Annotated in this window: 22 protein-coding genes; 13 read left to right on the top strand and 9 right to left on the bottom strand. The window is 73.7% G+C overall.

The features are described 5' to 3' along the window. On the top strand, positions 1–428 hold a 428-nt coding region (locus NQU55_RS07605; protein WP_256790113.1), incomplete at its 5' end, for a glycosyl hydrolase-related protein. On the opposite strand, the gene NQU55_RS07600 is transcribed toward NQU55_RS07605, so the two are convergent. Then, entirely contained in the window at positions 425–1573 is a 1149-nt protein-coding gene (locus NQU55_RS07600; RefSeq protein ID WP_256790111.1) for an alpha/beta hydrolase, read from the bottom strand. The genes NQU55_RS07605 and NQU55_RS07600 overlap by 4 nt on opposite strands. A 49-nt stretch (positions 1574–1622) precedes the next feature. Between NQU55_RS07600 and NQU55_RS07595 the strand changes: the two genes are divergently transcribed. The 4 genes from NQU55_RS07595 (at position 1623) to NQU55_RS07580 (ending at position 6433) form a co-directional block, all read left to right on the top strand. Next, on the top strand, positions 1623–2183 hold the full coding sequence (locus NQU55_RS07595) for a DUF1697 domain-containing protein (protein WP_168091177.1): 561 nt from the start codon (positions 1623–1625) through the stop codon (positions 2181–2183). A gap of 83 nt (positions 2184–2266) precedes the next feature. After that, entirely contained in the window at positions 2267–5005 is a 2739-nt protein-coding gene (locus NQU55_RS07590) for an alpha/beta fold hydrolase (RefSeq protein WP_168091178.1), read from the top strand. A 5-nt stretch (positions 5006–5010) separates the two neighbouring features. Beyond that, positions 5011–5874 carry an ABC transporter permease gene (locus NQU55_RS07585; RefSeq protein ID WP_372504649.1) on the top strand — a complete coding sequence of 288 codons (864 nt, stop codon included), beginning with the start codon at positions 5011–5013 and terminating at the stop codon, positions 5872–5874. Between the two features lie 208 nt (positions 5875–6082). Next, entirely contained in the window at positions 6083–6433 is a 351-nt protein-coding gene (locus NQU55_RS07580) for a hypothetical protein (RefSeq protein ID WP_168091179.1), read from the top strand. 592 nt (positions 6434–7025) lie between these two features. Here the strand turns inward: NQU55_RS07580 and NQU55_RS07575 are convergent. The 3 genes from NQU55_RS07575 to NQU55_RS07565 all read right to left on the bottom strand — a co-directional run bounded on the left by NQU55_RS07575 (position 7026) and on the right by NQU55_RS07565 (position 7916). Continuing rightward, positions 7026–7214: a hypothetical protein gene (locus NQU55_RS07575; RefSeq protein ID WP_168091180.1), complete on the bottom strand. Its 189-nt coding sequence runs from the start codon at positions 7212–7214 to the stop codon at positions 7026–7028. A 3-nt stretch (positions 7215–7217) separates the two neighbouring features. Further along, entirely contained in the window at positions 7218–7352 is a 135-nt protein-coding gene (locus tag NQU55_RS07570; RefSeq protein WP_256790105.1) for a hypothetical protein, read from the bottom strand. Between the two features lie 330 nt (positions 7353–7682). Then, the gene (locus tag NQU55_RS07565) at positions 7683–7916 is read right to left on the bottom strand and encodes a hypothetical protein (RefSeq protein WP_168091181.1); all 234 of its coding nucleotides are present in this window, start codon (positions 7914–7916) and stop codon (positions 7683–7685) included. A 225-nt stretch (positions 7917–8141) separates the two neighbouring features. On the opposite strand from NQU55_RS07565, the gene NQU55_RS07560 reads away from it, so the two are divergent. Next, entirely contained in the window at positions 8142–9503 is a 1362-nt protein-coding gene (locus NQU55_RS07560; RefSeq protein ID WP_168091182.1) for a tetratricopeptide repeat protein, read from the top strand. A gap of 29 nt (positions 9504–9532) precedes the next feature. On the opposite strand, the gene NQU55_RS07555 is transcribed toward NQU55_RS07560, so the two are convergent. Continuing rightward, positions 9533–10435, bottom strand: coding sequence for an SDR family oxidoreductase (locus NQU55_RS07555; protein WP_168091183.1), 903 nt, complete (start codon positions 10433–10435; stop codon positions 9533–9535). Next, entirely contained in the window at positions 10432–11292 is an 861-nt protein-coding gene (locus NQU55_RS07550) for an SDR family oxidoreductase (protein WP_168091184.1), read from the bottom strand. The genes NQU55_RS07555 and NQU55_RS07550 overlap by 4 nt, the downstream gene beginning before the upstream one ends. A gap of 91 nt (positions 11293–11383) precedes the next feature. Here NQU55_RS07550 and NQU55_RS07545 point away from each other — a divergent pair, with 91 nt between their 5' ends. The 4 genes from NQU55_RS07545 to NQU55_RS07530 are packed head-to-tail and all read left to right on the top strand — an operon-like array spanning position 11384 to position 14920. Next, positions 11384–12223 carry an enoyl-CoA hydratase family protein gene (locus tag NQU55_RS07545; RefSeq protein ID WP_168091185.1) on the top strand — a complete coding sequence of 280 codons (840 nt, stop codon included), beginning with the start codon at positions 11384–11386 and terminating at the stop codon, positions 12221–12223. A 14-nt stretch (positions 12224–12237) separates the two neighbouring features. Then, positions 12238–13086, top strand: coding sequence for a CoA transferase subunit A (locus NQU55_RS07540; RefSeq protein ID WP_168091207.1), 849 nt, complete (start codon positions 12238–12240; stop codon positions 13084–13086). Beyond that, on the top strand, positions 13083–13865 hold the full coding sequence (locus NQU55_RS07535; RefSeq protein ID WP_168091186.1) for a CoA-transferase subunit beta: 783 nt from the start codon (positions 13083–13085) through the stop codon (positions 13863–13865). Before NQU55_RS07540 ends, NQU55_RS07535 begins: the two co-directional genes overlap by 4 nt. Next, a complete protein-coding gene (locus NQU55_RS07530; protein ID WP_168091187.1) occupies positions 13862–14920 on the top strand; it encodes an NAD(P)H-dependent flavin oxidoreductase in 1059 nt (352 codons plus the stop codon). Before NQU55_RS07535 ends, NQU55_RS07530 begins: the two co-directional genes overlap by 4 nt. 143 nt (positions 14921–15063) lie before the next feature. Here the strand turns inward: NQU55_RS07530 and NQU55_RS07525 are convergent, their stop codons facing one another. The 3 genes from NQU55_RS07525 to NQU55_RS07515 are packed head-to-tail and all read right to left on the bottom strand — an operon-like array spanning position 15064 to position 17687. Continuing rightward, on the bottom strand, positions 15064–16221 hold the full coding sequence (locus NQU55_RS07525; RefSeq protein ID WP_168091188.1) for an acetyl-CoA C-acetyltransferase: 1158 nt from the start codon (positions 16219–16221) through the stop codon (positions 15064–15066). A 21-nt stretch (positions 16222–16242) separates the two neighbouring features. Further along, positions 16243–16857, bottom strand: a complete 615-nt coding sequence (locus tag NQU55_RS07520) for a TetR/AcrR family transcriptional regulator (protein ID WP_168091189.1) — start codon at positions 16855–16857, stop codon at positions 16243–16245. Between the two features lie 14 nt (positions 16858–16871). Further along, on the bottom strand, positions 16872–17687 hold the full coding sequence (locus NQU55_RS07515; protein WP_168091190.1) for an SDR family oxidoreductase: 816 nt from the start codon (positions 17685–17687) through the stop codon (positions 16872–16874). 45 nt (positions 17688–17732) lie between these two features. On the opposite strand from NQU55_RS07515, the gene NQU55_RS07510 reads away from it, so the two are divergent. From NQU55_RS07510 to NQU55_RS07500, 3 genes are all read left to right on the top strand, one after another. Next, the gene (locus NQU55_RS07510; protein WP_168091191.1) at positions 17733–18626 is read left to right on the top strand and encodes an enoyl-CoA hydratase; all 894 of its coding nucleotides are present in this window, start codon (positions 17733–17735) and stop codon (positions 18624–18626) included. Beyond that, positions 18626–19786, top strand: a complete 1161-nt coding sequence (locus NQU55_RS07505; protein ID WP_168091192.1) for an acyl-CoA dehydrogenase family protein — start codon at positions 18626–18628, stop codon at positions 19784–19786. Before NQU55_RS07510 ends, NQU55_RS07505 begins: the two co-directional genes overlap by 1 nt. A gap of 64 nt (positions 19787–19850) precedes the next feature. After that, positions 19851–20873 (top strand): acyl-CoA dehydrogenase family protein, encoded by a 1023-nt coding sequence (locus NQU55_RS07500; RefSeq protein WP_168091193.1) that lies wholly within the window; start codon positions 19851–19853, stop codon positions 20871–20873. Positions 20874–20878: the final 5 nt, after the last annotated feature.

The following is a 20878-nucleotide window of genomic DNA, read 5'->3' as shown; positions in this document are numbered from 1 at the left end:
CGATGGCCCTGCCGCCCGAGTTCCCGGACCCGCGCACCGACCAGGGGGTGCACCGCTTCCGGTACGCGCTGGTGCCGAACGCGTCGATCGGCGACGCCGTCCGCGAGGGTCACCGCATCAACCTTCCGGAGCGGCGGGTGCCGGGAAGCGCGGACGTACGGCCTCTGGTGCACGTCGACGACGAGGCGGTCGTCGTCTCCGCGGTCAAGCTCGCGGACGACGGGAGCGGCGACGTCGTCGTCCGCCTGTACGAGTCCCTGGGCGGCCGGGCCCGCACCCTCCTGAAGGCGGGCTTCCCTCTCGCCTCGGCCTCCGTGTGCGACCTCCTGGAGCGGCCGCAGGCCACGGCGGCGACGGACGGCGACGTCGTCCCGCTGTCGCTGCGGCCGTTCCAGGTCCTCACGCTGCGGCTGGAGCGGCGCATCTAGATACGGCTGGATGCGGCTGGTGGATGCGGCTGGATGACGGCCGGATCCGGATGCGGCTCGATGCCGAGGGCGCCCATCAGCATCGGGAAGGAGGCGACGAGCTCCCGCTCCCAGTACGGCCACGTGTGGGTGCCTTCGGAGGCGCACACCGTGGCCGGGATGCGGAGTTCGGCGAGGCGGGCCCGGAGCTGCCCGTTCATGCCGAAGATCGCGCGTTCGACGGCCTCGCCGCCGTGTGCCGCCGGGTCGGTGCAGCGGGCCGGGGAGGGCGGTGGCCCGCCCCACTGCCAGCCCGTCCCGCTGTCGGTGCCGTTTCCGTAGGAAACGTAGAGGGGCGTCCCGGCGAGGGAGGCGGCCTGGTGGAGGGGGCTGTGGCGCTCCCAGACGCTCCGCTGGCGCACGTCGGCGGGGTCGTCGGTGTCGAAGGGATAGCCGGGCTCACCCCACACGCGCTTCCAGTCGGCGAGGCAGGAGACGGCGCCGGCCTTGACCGCGTCGGGCCCGCTGAAGCCGCCGTCGGGCGACTTGTACAGCATGTTCACGCCGCCGCTGTAGGAGGCGGCCGCCTTGAACATGCCCGGGTGCGCGGCGGCGAACTTCAGCGCGCCCTGGCCGCCCATGGACAGGCCCGCGACGGCCGCCCGTTCCGTACCGGCGCGGTAGGTGCGCTCCAGGAGCGGCCTGAGCTCGCCGAGCAGATAGGCCTCCCAGGCGGGAGCGCCGCCCCTGCCGTAGTTCCACCAGTCGCTGTAGCCGCTGCAGCCGCTGGTCTCCGGCATGACGACGATGACGTCCCGCCCGGCGGCGAGCTCCTCGACGTGCGTGTTGGCGGTCCAGTCCTTGTGGTTTCCGCCGCCGCCGTGCAGCAGCCACAGGGTGGGCCACGTGCGCTGCGCGTTCCGGTCCCAGCCTGCGGGGAGCAGCAGCCGCACCCATCTGGTGTGCGTCAGCCCGTCGATCTCGGGCGACCGGACGGCCACGTCGAGCGTCCGGTCGTCGATCCGTACTTCCTGCACGACTTGCGCCGGATTGTCCGCGGCGCGGGCCGTGCTCGCGCCGCCGGGGCCGGGGACCTGCATCCCCAGCAGAGTCAGGATCAGCGCGAGCACCGCCAGCACCCCGCGCATGCGGGCCTTGCGCACCATGTGACGCCCCCTCACCCTCGGTGATGTCCGTCCACACTACGGTGAGGGTGTGACAACGTATGTGGCGCTGCTGCGCGGTATCAATGTGGGCGGCAAGAAGCGGGTTCCCATGCAGACCCTGCGGGAGCTGCTGTCCGGCATGGGCTGCGGCTCCGTCCGTACGCACCTCAACAGCGGCAACGCCGTGTTCACGCACCCGGGCGCGGACGCGGAGGAGCTGGCCCGCGGGATCGAGCAGGCGATCGAGCGCGAGCTGGGCTTCCCGGTGGCCTGCATGGTGCGGGACGCGGATGACATGCGCCGCGTCGTTGACGCCGATCCGTTCGCCGGACGGGAGGTCGACCCCGCGCGGTTCGTGGTGACGTTCCTGGCCGCCCCCGCCGACCCGGCGACCGTCGCGGACCTGGACCCGGCGGCGTACGCGCCGGAGGAGTTCGTCCTGGCCGGGCGCGAGCTGTACGTGTACTACGCCGAGGGGATCCGGGACGCGAAGCTCGCGAAGGTGCTGACGGAGCGGCGCCTGGGCACGGCGGGCACCGGGCGCAACTGGAACACGGTCACCAAGCTGGCCGCCATGGCGCAGGAGACGGAGGCGGCGGTCAGGGAGTGACTCCGGCACGCCCCTGACCCGGCCGCCGGCAGTGAATCCGGCCCGCGGCCCAGCCGGACGAGGTCTCCGCTTAGCATGCGGGCATGAAGCTGCGTATTCCCCGCCTGCGCGGACGACGGCTCGTCGCCACCGCCACCGCGGCCGTCGTGCTCGCCGGCGGCGGCACCTGGGCCGTGGCCTCCGGGGCCGGGGGCGATCCGCCCGTGCACCGCGAGGACCGCTTCATGACGGTGCCGGAGGCGCCGGGAACGAGCGGTTCCGTGCGCATCGACACGTCGTTCTTCACCGCGGGCGGGGAGGGCCGCAGGCCGGCCGTCCTGCTCGCGCACGGCTTCGGCGGCAGCAAGGACGACCTGCGCGACCAGGCCGAGGACCTGGCGCGCTCCGGCTACGCGGTGCTCACGTGGTCCGCGCGCGGCTTCGGGCGCTCCACGGGGCGGATCGGGCTCAACGACCCGGACCGCGAGGTCGCCGACGTGAGCCGGCTGATCGACTGGCTCGCCGGGCGCCCCGAGGTCGAGCTGGACAGGGACAAGGATCCCCGGGTGGGCATAGCGGGCGGGTCGTACGGCGGCGCGGTCGCGCTGCTGGCGGCCGGCCACGACAAGCGCGTCGACGCGATCGCCCCGCAGGTCACGTACTGGAACCTCGCCGACGCCCTCTTCCCCGAGGGCGTGTTCAAGAAGCTCTGGGCCGGGATCTTCTTCACCTCCGGCTCAGCCGCGACGCCGGGGACCGCCGCACCGGGGCGCACCGCGGGCAAGGCCGGCGCGGCCCCGCGCAGCGCACCCGCGGCCCCCTCCGCGCCGCTCGGCTGCGGGCGGTTCGACAAGCAGCTGTGCGAGATGTACGAGCGGGTGGCCGTCGCCGGCAAGCCCGACGCGCAGGCCCGGGAACTGCTGGAGCGCCGCAGCCCCGCCGCGGTCGCCGACCGCATCAAGGTGCCCGCGCTCCTCGTCCAGGGCCAGACCGACTCGCTCTTCCCGCTGGACCAGTCCGACGCGGCGGCCGAGGCGATCGGCCGCAACGGCGCGCCCGTCGCGGTCGACTGGGTCGCAGGAGGCCACGACTCCGGCTTCGGCGAGGCCGACCGGACGGCGCTGCGCACGCGCGCGTGGTTCGACCGTTACCTCAAGGACGACGACAGCGCGTCCACCGGACCCGCCTTCCGCGTCAGCAGGACCGGCGGCATCGACACCACCGACGGCAAGGCGCAGCTGCGCGGTGCGAGCGGCAGCAGCTACCCGGGGCTGCGCCACGACCCGAAGACGGTCGAGCTGTCCGGGCGCAGGCAGTCCTTCGCCAACCCGCCGGGGGCGGCGCCCCCGGCGATCTCCGCCGTACCCGGGGTCGGGGGTGCCGTGTCGCAGCTGTCCGGGTTCGGGCTGGGGCTGTCGCTCGACTTCCCCGGACAGCACGCCCTTTTCGAGTCGGAGCGCCTCACCGAGGGCGTCCGCGTGACGGGCTCCCCGGCGGTCAAGGTGAAGGTCGCCTCCGACACCGGCGAAGCGGTGCTGTTCGCCAAGGTGTACGACGTCGGCCCGAACGGGCAGCAGGTGCTGCCCGCCCAGCTCGTCGCGCCGGTGCGGGTCGAGGACGCCAAGAGCGGGCGGACGGTGGAACTGAAGCTCCCGGCGATCGACCACACCTTCGAGTCCGGCCACCGGATGCGGCTCGTGATCGCCTCGACCGACCTCGGCTACGCCTCGCCGGCCGCGCCCGCCACGTACACCGTCTCCCTGGAGGGCGGGCTGAGCGTGCCGACGGCACCCGAGGTGCGGACCGCTTCGACCGCGCTGCCGTGGTGGACGTGGGGCCTGCCGCTGGGCGGCCTGCTCGTCGCGGCCGCCGTGCTGCTGACCGGGCGGCGACGCGTGACCGCGCCGGCGCCGGACCCGGACCTCGCCGGAGTGCCGCTGCAGATCACCGGCCTGAGCAAGCGCTACGCCAAGTCCGCCGACCGGTACGCCGTGCGGGAGCTGTCCTTCCGGGTCGAACGCGGCCAGGTCCTCGGCCTGCTGGGGCCGAACGGCGCGGGCAAGACCACGACGCTGCGGATGCTCATGGGCCTCATCCGCCCCGACGCGGGCGAGGTGCGGGTCTTCGGGCACGCGGTGCGGCCGGGTGCGCCCGTGCTGTCGCGGGTCGGGGCGTTCGTGGAGGGCGCGGGCTTCCTGCCCCACCTGTCCGGCCGCGCCAACCTCGACCTGTACTGGCAGGCGACGGGCCGGCCGGCCGGGGACGCGCACATCGAGGAGGCCCTGGAGATCGCGGGGCTGGGCCCGGCGCTGGAGCGCGCCGTGCGCACGTACTCGCAGGGCATGCGGCAGCGGCTCGCCATCGCCCAGGCCATGCTGGGGCTGCCGGACCTGCTGATCCTGGACGAGCCGACCAACGGGCTGGACCCGCCCCAGATCCGGGAGATGCGCGAGGTGATGATCCGCTACGCGGCCGCCGGCCGGACCGTCATCGTCTCCAGCCACCTCCTCTCCGAGGTCGAACAGAGCTGCACGCACCTGGTGGTCATGGACCGCGGCCGGCTGGTGACCGCCGGCCCGGTCGGCGACATCGTCGGCTCGGGCGACACGCTGCTGGTCGGCGTCGAGGGCGAGGTGTCGGAGGTGACGGCGGACAAGGTGGCCGCGCTGCCGGGGGTGGCCTCGGCGGTACGGGCCGAGGAGGGCCTGCTGGTCCGGCTGGACGGCGCGAGCGCGCCGCAGCTGCTGGCCGAGCTGGTCCGGCTGGAGATCCCGGTGGCGAGCGTGGGTCCGCACCGCCGCCTGGAGGACGCGTTCCTGACCCTGATCGGAGGCCCGTCGTGAGCGCAGTGGGGCACGTGGAAGAGGCGGCCGAGTCCGCTCCCGGCTACCGGGCGCGGCACACCCTGCCGCTGCGCGTCGAGGCGATGCGGCAGCTGCGGCGGCGCCGGACGCTGGTGGTCGGGGCGGTGCTCGCGGTCCTGCCGTTCGTACTGATCGCGGCGTTCGCGATCGGAGGGCAGCCGAGCGGGCGGAACGGGCGGGTCACGCTCATCGACACCGCCACGGCGTCCGGGGTGAACTTCACCGCGACGTGCCTGTTCGTCTCGGCGGGCTTCCTGCTCGTGGTGCCGGTCGCGCTGTTCTGCGGCGACACGGTGGCCTCCGAGGCCGGCTGGTCCTCGCTGCGCTACCTGCTCGCGGCCCCGGTGCCGCGCACCCGGCTGCTGGTCAGCAAGCTGACCGTGGCGCTGGCGTTCAGTGCGGCGGCGATGGTGCTGCTGCCGGTGGTGGCACTGGCAGCGGGCACGGCCGCGTACGGCTGGGGGCCGCTGCAGATCCCGACGGGCGGCTCCCTGCCGGGCACCACCGCCGTGGGGCGCCTCGCGATCGTCGTGGCCTTCGTCTTCGTCGGCCAGCTGGTGACGGCCGGGCTGGCGTTCTGGCTGTCGACGGTCACGGACGCGCCGCTGGGCGCGGTGGGCGGCGCGGTCGGCCTGACGATCGTCGGCAACGTCCTGGACGCCGTGACGGCACTGGGCCACTGGCGGGACTTCCTCCCGGCCCACTGGCAGTTCGCGTGGGCGGACGCGCTGCAGCCCCGGCTGGAGTGGGGCGGAATGATCAAGGGAACGGCGGTGTCGGTGGCGTACGCCCTGGTGCTGTTCGCCCTGGCGTTCCGCCACTTCCGGGGCAAGGACGTGGTGTCCTAACGGACGGATACCCGGACCGGTGGGCCTCGGTCGACCGGTCCGGTCGGTCCCCGGCCGGGGCGGCGCCGCCGGGGTCGGCCGTGGGTCGTGGGGGTTGCACCGTCACGGGCAAGCGGCTGGCTCAGCACCGCCGATCCCGTGGAGGCTCGCGCGGAAATCGCGGCAGCCCACGGGCTGAAGCCCGCCGAGCGCCCCAGGAGCGCTGCCCATGGATGATCACGGAGACGACTTCGGCGGATGGCCGGTGGAGAACCACCACCCCTCTGCTGTCCAGCGGACCGAGGACGAGTGGGCGCAGATCGCCCGGTACCTGCGGCACGCTGCGAACAAGATCGGCCCACCCCTCCCGGTATGCCTCCCCGGAGAGCCACAAAAATGCGGCCGCAGCGCTCAACAGCATGTGCTGACCTGGGCTGCAGCACTCAAGGCCGCAGCCCATCACATCATCGAACAGTCCGCCCCGACGCCCGATCATGCAGCCCACGCCGCGGGGCCGATGTACCAACGGCAGCTGGCGGAGTTGCGCGCACAGCGTGGAGCGCAGCCCGCAACCGCATAGAGCTGCAGATGCGACGAACGAGGAAGGCCCCTGCTCGGCGTGGGGGCCTTCCTTCTCTCATGTCACTGCGTTGGATGCTGGATGTCGCTGCCGTCATCGCCGAGCGCGCCTTCACGCCGCATCGCGCTCACCATTCGGCTGTCGGATGGGATGGGAACACCAGGGCCGTACTTCCCCGCCTCGATATCCGCCAGGAGCGCAGCAAGGACCCGCTGATACGGGGCACGTGGGGCGCGGGGGTCACCGCCCTACCGGCCCCGTCCAGCCCTACTCCGGACGGGGCATCTTCAGCCCTTCCGCAGAAGCCCCGTCGTGAGTTTTCGGAAGGCACGGGGCCGGGGCGTCATTCAGCGGTGTGCCGTCAGGGGTTACGGTCGGCGGTGCCCTGTGGGCTCAGTTCGTGCCGTGGACCGGGCCGGGGGCCGTGTCCCCCTGAGGAGTTCCCGGACCGCCTCTCCCGATTCCTTGTCGGCGGAGCTCGGTCTCCCACGACCGGAACGGAGGGCCGACCCGGCAAGCTGGGGCGGCGGAGTGCCCCGCCCGCACCCCTCGGAGGAGGAGAAAAAGGCGCGGACGGGGCTCCAGCACTGACTCAGACGAGGCTGATCCCGGCCTGGGCCTTGATGGTGTCCACGGCCTCGCTGGTCAGCAACCGAAGGGGCACGACCGTCCAACGGTCACCCTTGCGCATGATCACGGCGTTACCGTCCTTGGTGCGCCCGATGTGGATGAACCCATGGTCGCGCCGCAGATCTCTCACCAGATCCTCGCCGTGGATCATGCGCTACCTCCCTTCGCGCTCCTCGTCATCGGCCATGCTGGTATGAACGCTACCGTTCTGGGCGACGCCCGTATTGGGGTCCGTCACCTGGTCCCTGTTCTCGTTCGGGTCCCAGTCGTCGTCACTCTTCTTACCCATTTTCGTGCGCTCCTTCCGGACCGACACCTTGCCGACACGGGGGCCTTCCTCGCGCCGTCCTGCGGTGGTGCACCCGCCCGGCCGTCGGCCGTCACATAGACGCACCGAGCGGGGGTTTGTTGCCTGGCTCTGCGCCAGGGAGGAGGCGCCGGTCGTGCTTTCCAATCCGGGCACGCCCCACGATCACTCCGATTTCGTCCCCGCCTTCTTGGGCCTCTCTCAGGTCAGCAGCCAGGGCGATGCAGTCTCGGCACGGGCTCACGCGGGGCGGGCCGGGCGTCATCCACTGTCCGCCGCAGTGCGGAAGGGAAAGCCCCACAGGAGTCGGCATCAGTCCGCGCTCCGTGGAGCGAGCCCGATCGCCCGGCGCTCATCGTTGGTCGCGAGACGCAAACGGCTCATAGAGCGGACCGTCCACCGGTCACCACTCTCGCCCACCGGTTCGATCGGGTAGCCGTCCTTCGTAAGCGCCTGCATCACGCCCATGCGTCCGGTGTCCATGTCCACGACCAGGGCGCCGGGACGGTAGCCGGTCCACAGCGCTGCCCCCGCCTTATTCGTCATCGCGTTCGAACCTCCGAGCTCCTGACCTGTGTGAGTTGGCTGCGCACTGGACCCGTGCGCTGGTCACGTGGACCTACGGGTGTGCGGCGCATCCGACACGGGTCGAATCCATGCCTGGCGATCTCTCCTTTCCCTACGTAACCGCACGGCTCCACACAGCGGTACCGTGAGGGGGCAGCCGAAGCATGAAAGCCATGAACGCGACGCAGCGTTTGGAGCCGAGACATGGTCAGCCGAGTGCGGACACCCAACGAGGGCCTGGCCCGACTGCTCAACCAAGCACGGTGGTCTCGCGCCCAGTTCGCACGCATCATCAATCGCCTGGGTGCCGAAGCGGGATTGGCGCTCCACTACGATCAATCTGCGGTGTCTCACTGGGTCCGGGGCACTACGCCGCAGCCGCCGGTCAGGCGCCTGATCGTTGAGGCGTTCTCGCGCAAGTTGCACCGCACGGTGACTCACGCAGAAGCCGGACTACCACTCACCCCGTACGACCAGCCTCCACCCGGCGTCGACACGATCGAGGAGATCGTCGACCTCGGAAGGGCCGACATGGACCCGTCGCGCCGTGGAGTCATCGCCGCGGCCAGTTTGTTCTCCGCAGCTCTCACCGTTCCCCTGTTCGCCACTTCTGCTCAGGCGGCGGCACCTGCACCAGTTACGCCCGGTAAACAAACCGTCAGGATCGGTGCGGGCCAGGTCACAACAGTCCGAACCATGATTGACAAGATCGCGGACATTCTCGACGACCTCGGTGGAGCACATGCACGGCCGATGGCAGCGGCATTTCTGGTCAACACAGTCGTCCCATGGCTTCGCGCAGAAGCCACTGCCGCAGTAAAGCGGGACATGCTGGCGGCAGCATCGGACTTGGTCTATCTCACCGGATGGATGGCCATGTACGAGCGGGACCACGGAACTGCCCAGACCTACTACACCCGGGCGTTGAGGCTGGCCGGCCACGCTGAGGACCACGTGACGTACTGCCGCACACTGCGAGGCATGAGTCTGCAGGCATCCAATCTCGGGTACGGGCCGCTGGCGCTCAAGCTTGCTGACGCGGCGGCCGAAGCAGCCCCGAAGGCCGGGCCCCGGCTTCAGGCATTCCTCACAGGTCAGCAAGCACACGCCACTTCGATGGTGGGTGACCAGCGCCGGGCGCGCAGCCTGTTGGCGGCGACAGAGACGGCTCTGATGAAGGCCGATAACAGGCGGGAGTCAATCGGCGGGTACGACCAGTCCGCCTACGCCTTCCATGTCTCCCACGTGCTGTATGAGGGCAAGGATCTACCGGGCTCGATCAAGGCGTTGCAGCAAGCCTTGAGGGTGCAGCCTTCTGGTGAGCGGCAGGGACGAGTTCACTTCTACGGGCTGCTCGCGCAACGGCAACTGGAGTACGGCCACCTGGATGCCGCCTGCCAGTCCTGGGCCCGATTCCTGGACGACTACGAACACATCTCATCAGCCCGGGGAGACGAGCATTTCGATACGATGCGGCTCCGTCTCAAGCCGTTTATGAATGCACAGGCTGTACGCAAGCTCTCCCCCCGCATCTCCGAAGTCGCCACGCTCAAGACACATGCGTGAAGAAGATGAGCGGGAGCAGCACCACCCCCTCAATCCCCCGAACCCCCCGCCCCGTACACCACCCCCGGTGCCCGCGCGCCCGCCAGCAAGCCCCGGACCGCCTCCCCCGCTTCCTTCGGGGTCCAGCGGTCGCCCTTGTCGGTGACGGGGCCCGGGTGCCAGCCCTCCATGATGGTGATGCGGCCCGCTTCCGCGGCGAAGATCTGGCCGGTGACGCCGGCCGAGTGGGCCGAGGCGAGCCAGACCACGAGGGGGGAGACGTTGGCGGGGGCCATGGCGTCGAAGCCGTGTTGCGGGGCGGCCATCGTCGCCGCGAAGGTGTGTTCGGTCATGCGGGTGCGGGCGGCGGGGGCGACGGCGTTGGCCTGGACGCCGTAGCGGGCCAGTTCGGCGGCGGCGACGAGGGTCAGGGCGACGATGCCGGCTTTGGCGGCGGCGTAGTTGGCCTGGCCGACGCTGCCGAGCAGCCCGGCCCCCGACGTGGTGTTGACGATGCGCGCCTGCGGCGTGCGTCCGGCCTTGTGCTCGGCCCGCCAGTGCGCGGCGGCGTGCCGCAGCGGCAGGAAGTGGCCCTTGAGGTGAACGGCGACGACGGCGTCCCAGTCGTCCTCGCCTAGGTTGACGAGCATCCGGTCGCGCAGGATGCCCGCGTTGTTGACGAGGGTGTCGAGCCGGCCGTAGGCGTCGAGGGCGGTGGCGACGAGGGTGGCCGCGCCGTCGTCCGTGGAGACGTCGCCGCTGTGCACGACGGCTTCGCCGCGCCGCTCGCGGATCTCCTCGACGACGCGCCGTGCCTCGCCCACAGAGGCCCCCGGTAGTTCGTTCACGACGACCCGCGCGCCTTCGGCCGCGAGGGCGAGGGCGTGGGCCCGGCCCAGGCCTCGGCCGGCGCCGGTGACGGCGGCGACGCGTCCGGCGCAGATTCCGGTCATGTCGGGGGCTCCTCGTGGTCGAGATCGAGGTCGTGGTCGTGGTCGTGGTCGTGGTCGTGGTTGACGGTGGCGGCGGCGAGGAACGCGGGCCGTTCGCCGCCGCCGTGGACGAGCAGGTCGGCGCCGGTGATGTGGGCGGCGTCGGCGGAGGCGAGGAAGACGGCTGCGGCGCCGACCTCGCCGGGCTCGGCGAGCCGCCCCGCGGGCACGGTGCGGGCGACGGCGGCGAGGCCGTCGGCGTCCCCGTAGTGGAGGTGGGCGGATTCGGTGCGCACCATGCCCAGGACGAGGGTGTTGACGCGGACGGCGGGGGCCCATTCGACGGCCATGGTGCGGGCGAGGCTGTGCAGGCCGGCCTTGGCGGCGCCGTAGGCGGCGGTGCCCGGCGAGGGGCGGGTGCCGCTCACGCTGCCGACCATCAGGATGCAGCCGCCGTCCGGCCGTGCGCGCAGCAGGGGGTACGCGGCGAGCGAGGCGGTCAGCGGTGCGACGAGGTTGAGGCCGATGACGCGCGCGTGGCGCTCCGCACCGGCCGCGTCGAGCAGCCGGAAGGGGGTGCCGCCCGCGTTGTTCACGAGGACGTCCAGGCGCCCGTACTCGCGGGCCACCCGGTCGAAGAGGGTGGTGACGGCGGCCGGGTCGCGCAGGTCCGCGGGCAGGTGGCGGGCGGTGCGCCCGGCCGCCGTGACGGGCCGGTCCGGCGGGCGGCGGGCGCAGACGACGACGTGCGCGCCGGTGCGCAGGAAGGCCCGGGCGATCCCCGCCCCCACGCCGCGCGTGCCGCCGGTGACGACGACGGTGCGCGCCCCCGGGGGCTCCGGCCCCGGCCCCGGCCCCGTCTCCGTATCGCCCGGCATCGCGCCACCTCCCGCGGCGGGTCGTCCGCTGCTACCGTGAACGGGCGTTGCCGCCTAACAAACGTTTGGTGGAAAGGTAGCGGATCCTCCGATGAGTGTCTCCACCTCACGCCCCGAACCGGCCGTCGCCGTCGTCACCGTGGACTTCCCGCCCGTCAACGCCCTGCCCGTGCGGGGCTGGTACGACCTGGCGGGAGCGGTCGGCGCGGCCGGCGCCGACCCCGCGGTCCGCTGCGTCGTGCTGGCCGCCGCCGGCCGCGGCTTCAACGCCGGCGTGGACCTCAAGGAGATCCGGGACTCCCCCGGCCACGAGGCCCTGATCGGCGCCAACCACGCCTGCGCGGCGGCCTTCTCCGCGGTCTACGACTGCCCGGTGCCGGTGATCGCCGCCGTGCACGGCTTCTGCCTGGGCGGGGGCGTCGGCCTGGCCGGCAACGCCGACGCCGTCGTCGCCTCCGAGGACGCCGCGTTCGGCCTGCCCGAGCTGGACCGTGGTGCGCTCGGCGCCGCCACGCACCTGTCCCGGCTCGTCCCGCAGCACCTGATGCGCACGCTCTATTTCACCTCGCGCACGGTCACCGCGCAGGAGCTGCACCGGCACGGATCCGTCTGGCGCGTCGTGCCGCGCGAGGCGCTGCGCGCGGCCGCCCTGGAGCTGGCCGGGGAGATCGCCGCCAAGGACGGGTCGTTGCTGCGCCTGGCGAAGGCCGCGCTCAACGGCATCGACCCGGTGGACGTGCGCCGCAGCTACCGCTACGAGCAGGGCTTCACCTTCGAGGCGGGCCTGTGCGGCGTCGGCAACCGCCTCCGCGAAGCGTTCGGCTCCGGCGGCGACCGCGGCGACCGGCGCGACCGGAAAAGCCGGGAGGAGCAAGAGGAGCAAGAGGGGCAAGAGAGGCAAGAGGGACCGGAGGGGCGGGAGGAACCGTGAACGGCGACAAGACCATGACCGCCGACGAGGCGGTGGCGCACCTGGAGAGCGGGATGACCGTCGGCATCGGCGGCTGGGGCTCCCGGCGCAAGCCGATGGCCCTCGTCCGGGCCCTGCTGCGCTCGGACGTCCGCGACCTGACGGTGGTCTCCTACGGCGGCCCGGACGTCGGCCTGCTGGTGGCCGCGGGCCGGGTCCGCAAGCTCGTGGCGGCCTTCGCGACGCTCGACTCGATCCCGCTCGAACCGCACTTCCGCGCCGCCCGGCAGCGCGGCGACGTCGAACTCGTCGAACTGGACGAGGCGATGTTCATGTGGGGGCTGACGGCCGCGGCGCACCGGCTGCCGTTCCTGCCCGTGCGCGCGGGCCTCGGCTCGGACGTCATGACCGTAAACCCCTCCCTGCGCACGGTGACGTCACCGTACGAGGACGGGGAGGAGCTCGTCGCCGTCCCGGCGCTCACCCTGGACGCGGCGCTCGTGCACCTCAACCGGGCGGACGCGCGCGGCAACGCCCAGTACCTGGGCCCGGACCCGTACTTCGACGACCTGTTCTGCGAGGCGGCGCGCGAGGCGTACGTCTCCTGCGAACGGGTGGTCGACAGCGCCGGGTTCGCCGAGGGCGGCGGCCCGCAGACCCTGCTCGTACAGCGGAGCTGCGTCAACGGCGTCGTCGAGGCGCCGGGCGGGGCTCACTTCACCTCCTGCGTGCCGGACTACGACCGGGACGAGGCGTTCCAGGCCGCGTACGCCGCCGCGGCGACCGACCAGGGGGCCTGGCGGGAGTTCGCCGACCGCTTCCTGTCGGGGGACGAGGACGCCTACCGCGCCGCGGTCGACGACTTCACCGAGGGCGCGGCGTGAGCGCCGGGCGGGGAGCGAGCGCCGGGCGCGCCGAGGTGTGCGTCGTGGCGTGCGCGGAGGCGTGGCGCGGCGACGGGGAGATCCTGGCCAGTCCCATGGGCGTGGTCCCCTCGATCGGGGCGCGGCTCGCGCGGCTCACCTTCGCCCCGGACCTGCTGCTCACGGACGGGGAGGCGCTGCTGATGGCCGACGTGCCCGCGCTGGGCGCGAGGCCGCAAGCGGTCGAGGGGTGGCTGCCGTTCCGGCGGCACCTGGCCGTGGTGGCGGGCGGGCGGCGGCACGTGATGATGGGGGCGGCCCAGCTCGACCGGTACGGCAATCAGAACATCTCCTGCGTCGGCGACTGGCACCGGCCCGAGCGGCAGCTGCTCGGCGTGCGCGGGGCACCGTCCAACACCGTGAACAACCCCACCAGTTACTGGATCCCGCGGCACTCCCCGCGCGTCCTGGTCGAGAAGGCCGACATGGTCAGCGGCGTCGGCTACGACCGGGCGGCGGCCGCCGGGCCGTCGGCGGCGCGCTTCCACCGCATCCGGCGCGTGGTCACCGACCTGGCCGTCCTCGACTTCGAGACGCCGGAGCGCACGATGCGGGTCCGCTCCCTGCACCCCGGCGTGACGGCCGCCGAGCTGCGGGCGGCCACCGGGTTCCCCCTGGAGGTCCCCCGGGACGTGCCGCGCACCCGCCTGCCCTCCGCGGAGGAGCTGCGGCTGATCCGTGAGGTCATCGACCCTGACGGGCTGCGCGCGCGGGAGGTACGGCGGGAGGTACGGGGGTGAGGACGGCCCTGACCGACCTGGTGGGCGTACGGCACCCGCTCGTCCAGACGGGCATGGGCTGGGTGGCGGGCCCGCGCCTGGTGTCGGCGGTGGCGGAGGCGGGCGCGCTGGGCGTCCTGGGCTCGGCCACGATGACGCCCGAGGAGCTCAGGGCCGCCGTCAGGAAGGTCCGCTCCCGCACCGGGCAGCCGTTCGGGGTCAATCTGCGGGCGGACGCGGGCGATGCCCGGGAGCGCGTGGACATCCTGATCGAGGAGGGCGTGCGGGTCGCGTCGTTCGCGCTCGCCCCCTCCCGGGAGCTGATCGCCCGCCTGAAGGACGCCGGGGTGGTCGTCGTCCCGTCGGTGGGGGCGCGGCGGCACGCCGAGAAGGTGGCGGCCTGGGGCGCGGACGCGGTCGTGGTGCAGGGCGCGGAGGGCGGCGGCCACACGGGCGAGGTCGCGACGTCGGTCCTGCTGCCGCAGGTGGTCGACGCGGTGGGCATCCCGGTCGTCGCGGCGGGCGGCTTCCGCGACGGGCGCGGGCTGGTGGCGGCCCTGGCCTTCGGCGCGGCGGGGGTCGCCATGGGCACGCGCTTCCTGCTGACCGCGGACAGCACGGTGCCCGCCGCGGTGAAGGCGGCGTACCTCGCGGCGACGGTGCGGGACGTCACGGTCACGACGAAGGTCGACGGACTCCCCCACCGGATGCTGCGCACGCCCTTCGTCGCGGGGCTGGAGCGCTCGGGGCGGCTCGGCGGGCTCGTCCGGTCGCTGCGGCACGCGGCCGCCTTCCGGGCGCTGTCGGGGACCGGCTGGGCGGCGATGGTGCGCGACGGCCTGGCGATGCGCCACGGACGCGAGCTGACGTGGGGTCAGGTGCTGATGGCGGCGAACACGCCGGTGCTGCTGCGGGCCGCGATGGTGGACGGACGTACGGACGTGGGGGTGATGGCCTCGGGGCAGGTCGCCGGTGTCATCGACGACCTGCCGACGTGCGCCGAGCTGGTCGGGCGTGTGATGGCGGAGGCGGAGGAGGTGCTCGCGGCGCTCACGGCGCCCGGAGTCACCCCGTAGGCCTCAACGACCGCTCGGCGCCCCGCCCCCCTCACCAGCCGCTCGGCGCCCCGTAACCCCCCTCACAGCCGCTCGGCGCCCCGTAGCCCTCACAGCCGCTCGGCACCCCGTAACCCCTCACAACCGCTCGACGCGCCCCGCCCTCACAACCGCTCGATGACCGTCACATTGGCCTGGCCGCCGCCCTCGCACATCGTCTGCAGGCCGTAGCGGCCGCCCGTGCGCTCCAGCTCGTGCAGGAGCGTGGTCATCAGCTTCGCGCCGGTCGCGCCCAGGGGGTGGCCCAGGGCGATGGCTCCGCCGTTGACGTTGACCTTCTCCGGGTCGGCGCCGGTCTCCTGCAGCCAGGCCAGGACGACGGAGGCGAAGGCCTCGTTGATCTCGACGAGGTCGATGTCCGCCATCGTCAGCCCGGCCTTCTTCAGCGCGTGGGCGGTCGCCGGAATGGGCGCCGTCAGCATGCGGATCGGGTCCTCGCCGCGTACGGACAGGTGGTGGACGCGGGCGCGCGGGGTCAGCCCGTGGTCGCGCACGGCGCGTTCGCTCGCGAGCAGCAGGGCCGCCGCCCCGTCGGATATCTGGGAGGAGAGGGCGGCCGTCAGCCGGCCGCCGTCCACCACCGGCTTCAGCGCGGCCATCTTCTCCGGGGAGGTGTCCCGGCGGGGCCCTTCGTCGGCCGTCAGTCCGCCGCAGGGGGCGAGTTCGCGGTCGAAGCGGCCCTCGTCGGCGGCGCGCACGGCCCTTTGGTGCGAGAGCAGCGCGTACTCCTCCATGGCGGCGCGCGTGATGCCCCACTGCCGGGCGATGACCTCGGCCCCGTGGAACTGGCTGACGGGCCGGTCGCCGTAGCGCGCCCGCCAGCCCTCCGAGCCGGCGAAGGGGCCCTCGGTGAGGCCGAGCGGGACGGCCGCGCGGTGGACGGCGTAGGCGATCGGGATCTGCGACATGTTCTGCACGCCGCCCGCGACGACGAGGTCCTGGGTGCCGGAGAGGACGGCCTGGGCGGCGAAGTGGAGGGCCTGCTGGCCGGAGCCGCACTGCCGGTCGACGGTGACGCCGGGGACCTCCTCGGGCAGCCCGGCGGCCAGCCAGCTCGTCCGGGCGATGTCCCCGGCCTGCGGGCCGACGGCGTCGAGGCACCCGAGGATGACGTCGTCGACGGCGGCCGGGTCGACGCCCGTGCGCGCCATCAGGGCGCGCAGGACGTGCGCGCCGAGGTCGGCGGGGTGGACGGCGGAGAGCCCGCCCCCGCGCCGGCCGACGGGGGTGCGGACCGCTGCGACGATATAGGCCTCGGCCATGGCTGCTGCTCCTCCAACCGGTCACTCCCGCACGGCGATGCCGTCCAGGACCATCGACAGATACTGGCGGGCGATCTCCTCGGCCGGGAGCCGTCCGCCCGGCCGGTACCAGGACGCGGCGACCCACACGGTGTCGCGCAGGAACCGGTAGGCGAGGCGGGCGTCCAGGTCGGCGCGGAAGGCTCCCTCGGCGGCGCCGCGCTCGATCGTGCCGAGCCACACCTCCTCGAACCGGCGCTGCGACGCGGCGAGGTAGCCGAAGCGCGGCAGGCCCGCGAGGTGCCGCGACTCCTTCTGGTAGATGGCGACGGCGGGGCGGTGCCGGTCGATCTCCCGGAAGGACTCGGCCACCAGGGCCTCCAGGGTCGCGCGGGGCCCGAGCCCGGCGGCGAGCACGGCGTCGTAGCCGGCCCACAGCTCGTCGAGGAAGGCGGAGAGGATCTCGTCCAGCATCGACTCCTTGGAGTCGAAGTGGTAGTAGAGGCTGCCCGCGAGCAGCCCCGCCTCCTCGGCGATCCGGCGCACGGTGGTGGCGTTGTAGCCCTGCGCGGCGAACACCTCGGCGGCGGTCGCGAGGAGCTCTCCGCGCCGCTCGGGCGCGGGACGCTCGGCGGTGGTCTTCTTGCTGTTCGGCACGGTGCCATTGTCGGTCACGCGCGCTGGCTGCTGACGGAGACGGTCTCGCCGGTCATGTACGAGGAGTAGCCGCTGGCGAGGAAGACGATGACGTTGGCGATCTCCCAGGGCTCGGCGGCCCGGCCGAACGCCTCGCGCCGGGCCAGCTCCTCCAGCAGCTCCGGCGTGGTGACCTTCGCCAGGTGGGGGTGCAGGGCGAGGCTCGGCGCGACGGCGTTGACGCGCACGCCGTAGGGGGCGGCCTCCACCGCCGCGCAGCGGGTCAGCGCCATGACGCCGGCCTTGGCCGCGGCGTAGTGGGCCTGGCCCTGCTGGGCGCGCCAGCCCACGACGGAGGCGTTGTTGACGACGACGCCGCCGGTCCCCCGGGCGCGCATCCGGCGCAGGGCGGCGCGGGTGCAGCGGAAGGTGCCGCCGAGGGTGGTGCCGACGACGGCGTCCCACTGCTCGTCGGTCATGTCGGCGAGATCGGCGGTGCCGCCGAGGCCCGCGTTGTTGACGACGACGTCGAGGCCGCCGTGCCGCTCCTCGGCCAGCTCGAACAGGGCCGCGACCTGCGCTTCGTCGGTGACGTCGCAGGGCCGTCCGGCGACCTGGCGGGCGCCGAACTCCTCGCTCAGGTCGGCGACGGCGACGCGCAGCCGGCGTGTGTGCCGGTCTCCGAGCACGACGCGGGCGCCCTCTTCGAGGAACCGGCGGGCGGTGGCGGAGCCGATCCCGGCGCCGGCCGCGGCGGTGATGACGGCCGTGCGGCCCGACAGCAGCTCGTGGGCGGGGAGATAGGGCGGCGGGCCGGGCCGGACAGCGGTGGACTCCTCGACGCTGCTCATGGCCGTACGTTAACCTACCAAACACTTGTTAGGGAAGGATGGTTGATGACCACTGACCCTGTGCCGGCCGGCGGCCGGCAGGCCCCCGCGGGCCCCGTGGTGCGCTACGAGCGCAGCGGCCCCGTCGCGACCGTCACCATGAACCGGCCCGCGTACCGCAACGCCCAGAACTCCGCGATGACGTACGCCCTGGACGGGGCCTTCTACGAGGCGGCGGCCGACGACGGGGTCAAGGTGATCGTCCTCGCGGGCGCGGGCGATCACTTCTCCTCCGGCCACGACATCGGCACGCCCGGCCGCGACGCCCACCTGCCGCACCCCCGCCGGGCGGGCCTGTGGTGGGACCACTCGGACAAGGCCGGCGCGGAGAGCCGCTTCGCGCGCGAGTCCGAGGTGTACCTGGGCATGTGCCGCCGCTGGCGCGAGATCCCCAAGCCGCTGATCGCATCGGTGCAGGGCGCCTGCGTGGCGGGCGGCCTGATGCTGGCCTGGGTCTGCGATCTGATCGTCGCGAGCGAGGACGCCTTCTTCGCCGACCCGGTGGTCCGCATGGGCATCCCCGGCGTGGAGTACTTCGCGCACCCCTGGGTGCTCCCGCCGCGCGTCGCGAAGGAACTCCTCTACACGGGCGACCGGATGGGCGCGCACCGCGCCCGCGAACTCGGCATGGTCAACCGCGTGGTGCCGCGCGGGGAGCTCGCCGCCCGCACCCGCGAACTCGCCGTGCGCGTGGCCGCGATGCCCCGCATGGGCCTCGCCCTCGCCAAGCGCGCCGTCAACCAGGCCGAGGACCTCCAGGGCCTGCACGGCGGTCTCGACGCGGCGTTCGCCCTGCACCACCTCGCGCACGCGCACAACGCCGAGACCTCCGCCGACCCCCTCGCCGGGATGGACGTGCGCACGATGAAGGCGAGGGCGGCCGGGACGGACGGCGCCTGATGGACCTGGACCTCACGCCCGGGCAGGAGGACTTCCGCGCGGAGGCCCGCGCCTGGCTCGCCGGCCACGTCCCCCGGACGCCGCTCGCCTCGCTGGAGACCGAGGAGGGATTCGCCGAACACCGCGCGTGGGAACGGACGCTGCACGCGGGCCGCTGGTCGGCCGTCTCCTGGCCGGCCGCGTACGGGGGCCGGGGCCGTTCCTTCCTGGAGTGGCTGGTCTTCGAGGAGGAGTACTGGGCCGCGGGCCCGCCCTCGCGCGTCTCCCAGAACGGCATCGGCCTGCTCGCCCCGACGCTCCTCGCACACGGCACGCAGGAGCAACGGGCCCGGATCCTCCCGGCGATGGCGAGCGGGGAGACCGTATGGGCGCAGGCGTGGTCCGAGCCCGAGGCCGGGTCGGACCTCGCGTCCCTGCGCTCGATCGCGGTGCGGACGGCCGGCGGCTGGCTGCTCAGCGGGCAGAAGACGTGGTCCTCGCGGGCCGCGTTCGCCGACCGCGCCTTCGGGCTGTTCCGCAGCCACGCGAGCGCCGGCCGGCCCCACGAGGGCCTGACCTACGCGATGTTCGGGCTGGACGCGGAGGGCGTGCGGGTGCGCCCGGTCGGCCGCCTCGACGGCAGGCCCGCGTTCGCGGAGATCTTCCTGGACGAGGTGTTCGTGCCCGACCGGGACGTCGTCGGCATGCCCGGCGACGGCTGGCGCGTCGCCATGAGCACCGCGGGCAGCGAGCGCGGCCTCACGCTGCGCAGCCCTGGCCGCTACGTGGCGGCCGCGCGCCGGCTGGTCGCCCTGTGGCGGGCGGCCGCCGACCCCGGGGACACGGCGCTGCGCGACCGGGTGGCCGATGCGGTGGTGCGGGCGCGCGCCTACCAGCTGTACGGGTACGCGTGCGCAGCGGGCGGGCCGCGGGGAGCGGAGCCGAGCCTCACCAAGCTGTTCTGGTCGGAGCTGGACCTGGCGCTGCACGAGACGGCGCTCGACCTGCTCGGCCCGTACGGCGAACTGGCCGGGCCTGCGGGCGACGCCCCGGCGCGCGGCGGCTGGGCGGAGGGCTTCGTCTTCGCCCTGGCGGGGCCGGTGTACGCGGGCACGAACGAGATCCAGCGGGACATCGTCGCGGAGCGGCTGCTGGGGCTTCCGAAGGGGCGGCGGGCATGAGGGACGTGCGGAAGGTTCCGTCGGCCGTACGGGGGCGGGCGCGGGCCGTACGGGGGCGGTCGGCATGAGGTTCGCACTCGACGACGAGCAGCGGGAGTTCGGGCGGACGCTCGGGCGGATGCTGGGCGCGGCGGACGTCCCGGCGGCCGTACGGGCCTGGGCGCAGGGCGACCACGGGCCGGGGCTGGCGGTGTGGGAGCGGCTGGCGCGGGCCGGGGTGTTCGGGCTGGCCGTGCCCGAGGCGTTCGGCGGCGCGGGGCCGCTGCCGGTGGAGGCGGCCGTGGCCTTCACGGAGCTGGGCCGGCACGCGGTACCCGGTCCGGTCGTGGAGACGGCCGCCGTGTCGGTGCTGCTGACGCGGCTGGCCGAGGCAGGCCGACCGGTCCTCGCGGAGGCCTGGCTGCCGCGCGTGTGTGACGGCGGGGCCCGGGTGACGGCGGCCCTGCCGGGCGCACCGGGCGGCAGTCCGTACGCGCTGGACGCGGACGTGTGCGACGCGGTGTTCGTCGCGCCCGGCGGCCCGGACGACCTCTTCCTGGCCACCGGCCACGGGCCCGTCCAGCCCTCGCTGGACCCGGCGCGCCGCCTCGCCCTGCCGCGGTGCGGCGCGGAGCCGGTGGCCGCGGGGCGGGCGGTGCGCGAGGCGGTGCGGCTCGCCGCCGACTGGGCGGCGTTCGCGGCGGCCGCGCAGGTGCTGGGCGTGGGACTGGCCCTGCTGGAGCGGACGGTGGGGTACGTACGGCAGCGCCAGCAGTTCGGCGTGCCGGTCGGCGCCTTCCAGGCGGTCAAGCACCGGCTTGCGGACGTCCGCGTGGGCCTGGAGTTCGCGGGGCCGCTCGTGTACGGCGCGGCCGTGGCCCTGGCGGCCGGGGCGCCGGGGGCGGGGGCGGAGGTGGCCGCGGCGAAGGCGGCCGCGTCCGACGCCGCCTACGCCGCGGCCCGCGCCGCCCTGCAGCTGCACGGCGCGATCGGCTACACCGCGGAGTACGACCTGTCGCTGTGGCTGGGCAAGGCGCGGGCACTGCGGTCGGCCTGGGGGGCTCCGGCGGACTGCCGGGCCCGCACCCTCGATTTATTTTCCTTGTAAAATAC

Source organism: Streptomyces telluris (assembly GCF_024519335.1).
GTDB classification, from domain to species: Bacteria; Actinomycetota; Actinomycetes; order Streptomycetales; family Streptomycetaceae; genus Streptomyces; species Streptomyces telluris.
Note: the sequence above shows the minus strand (reverse complement) of the source record. Positions and strands in the feature narration are given on the sequence as shown.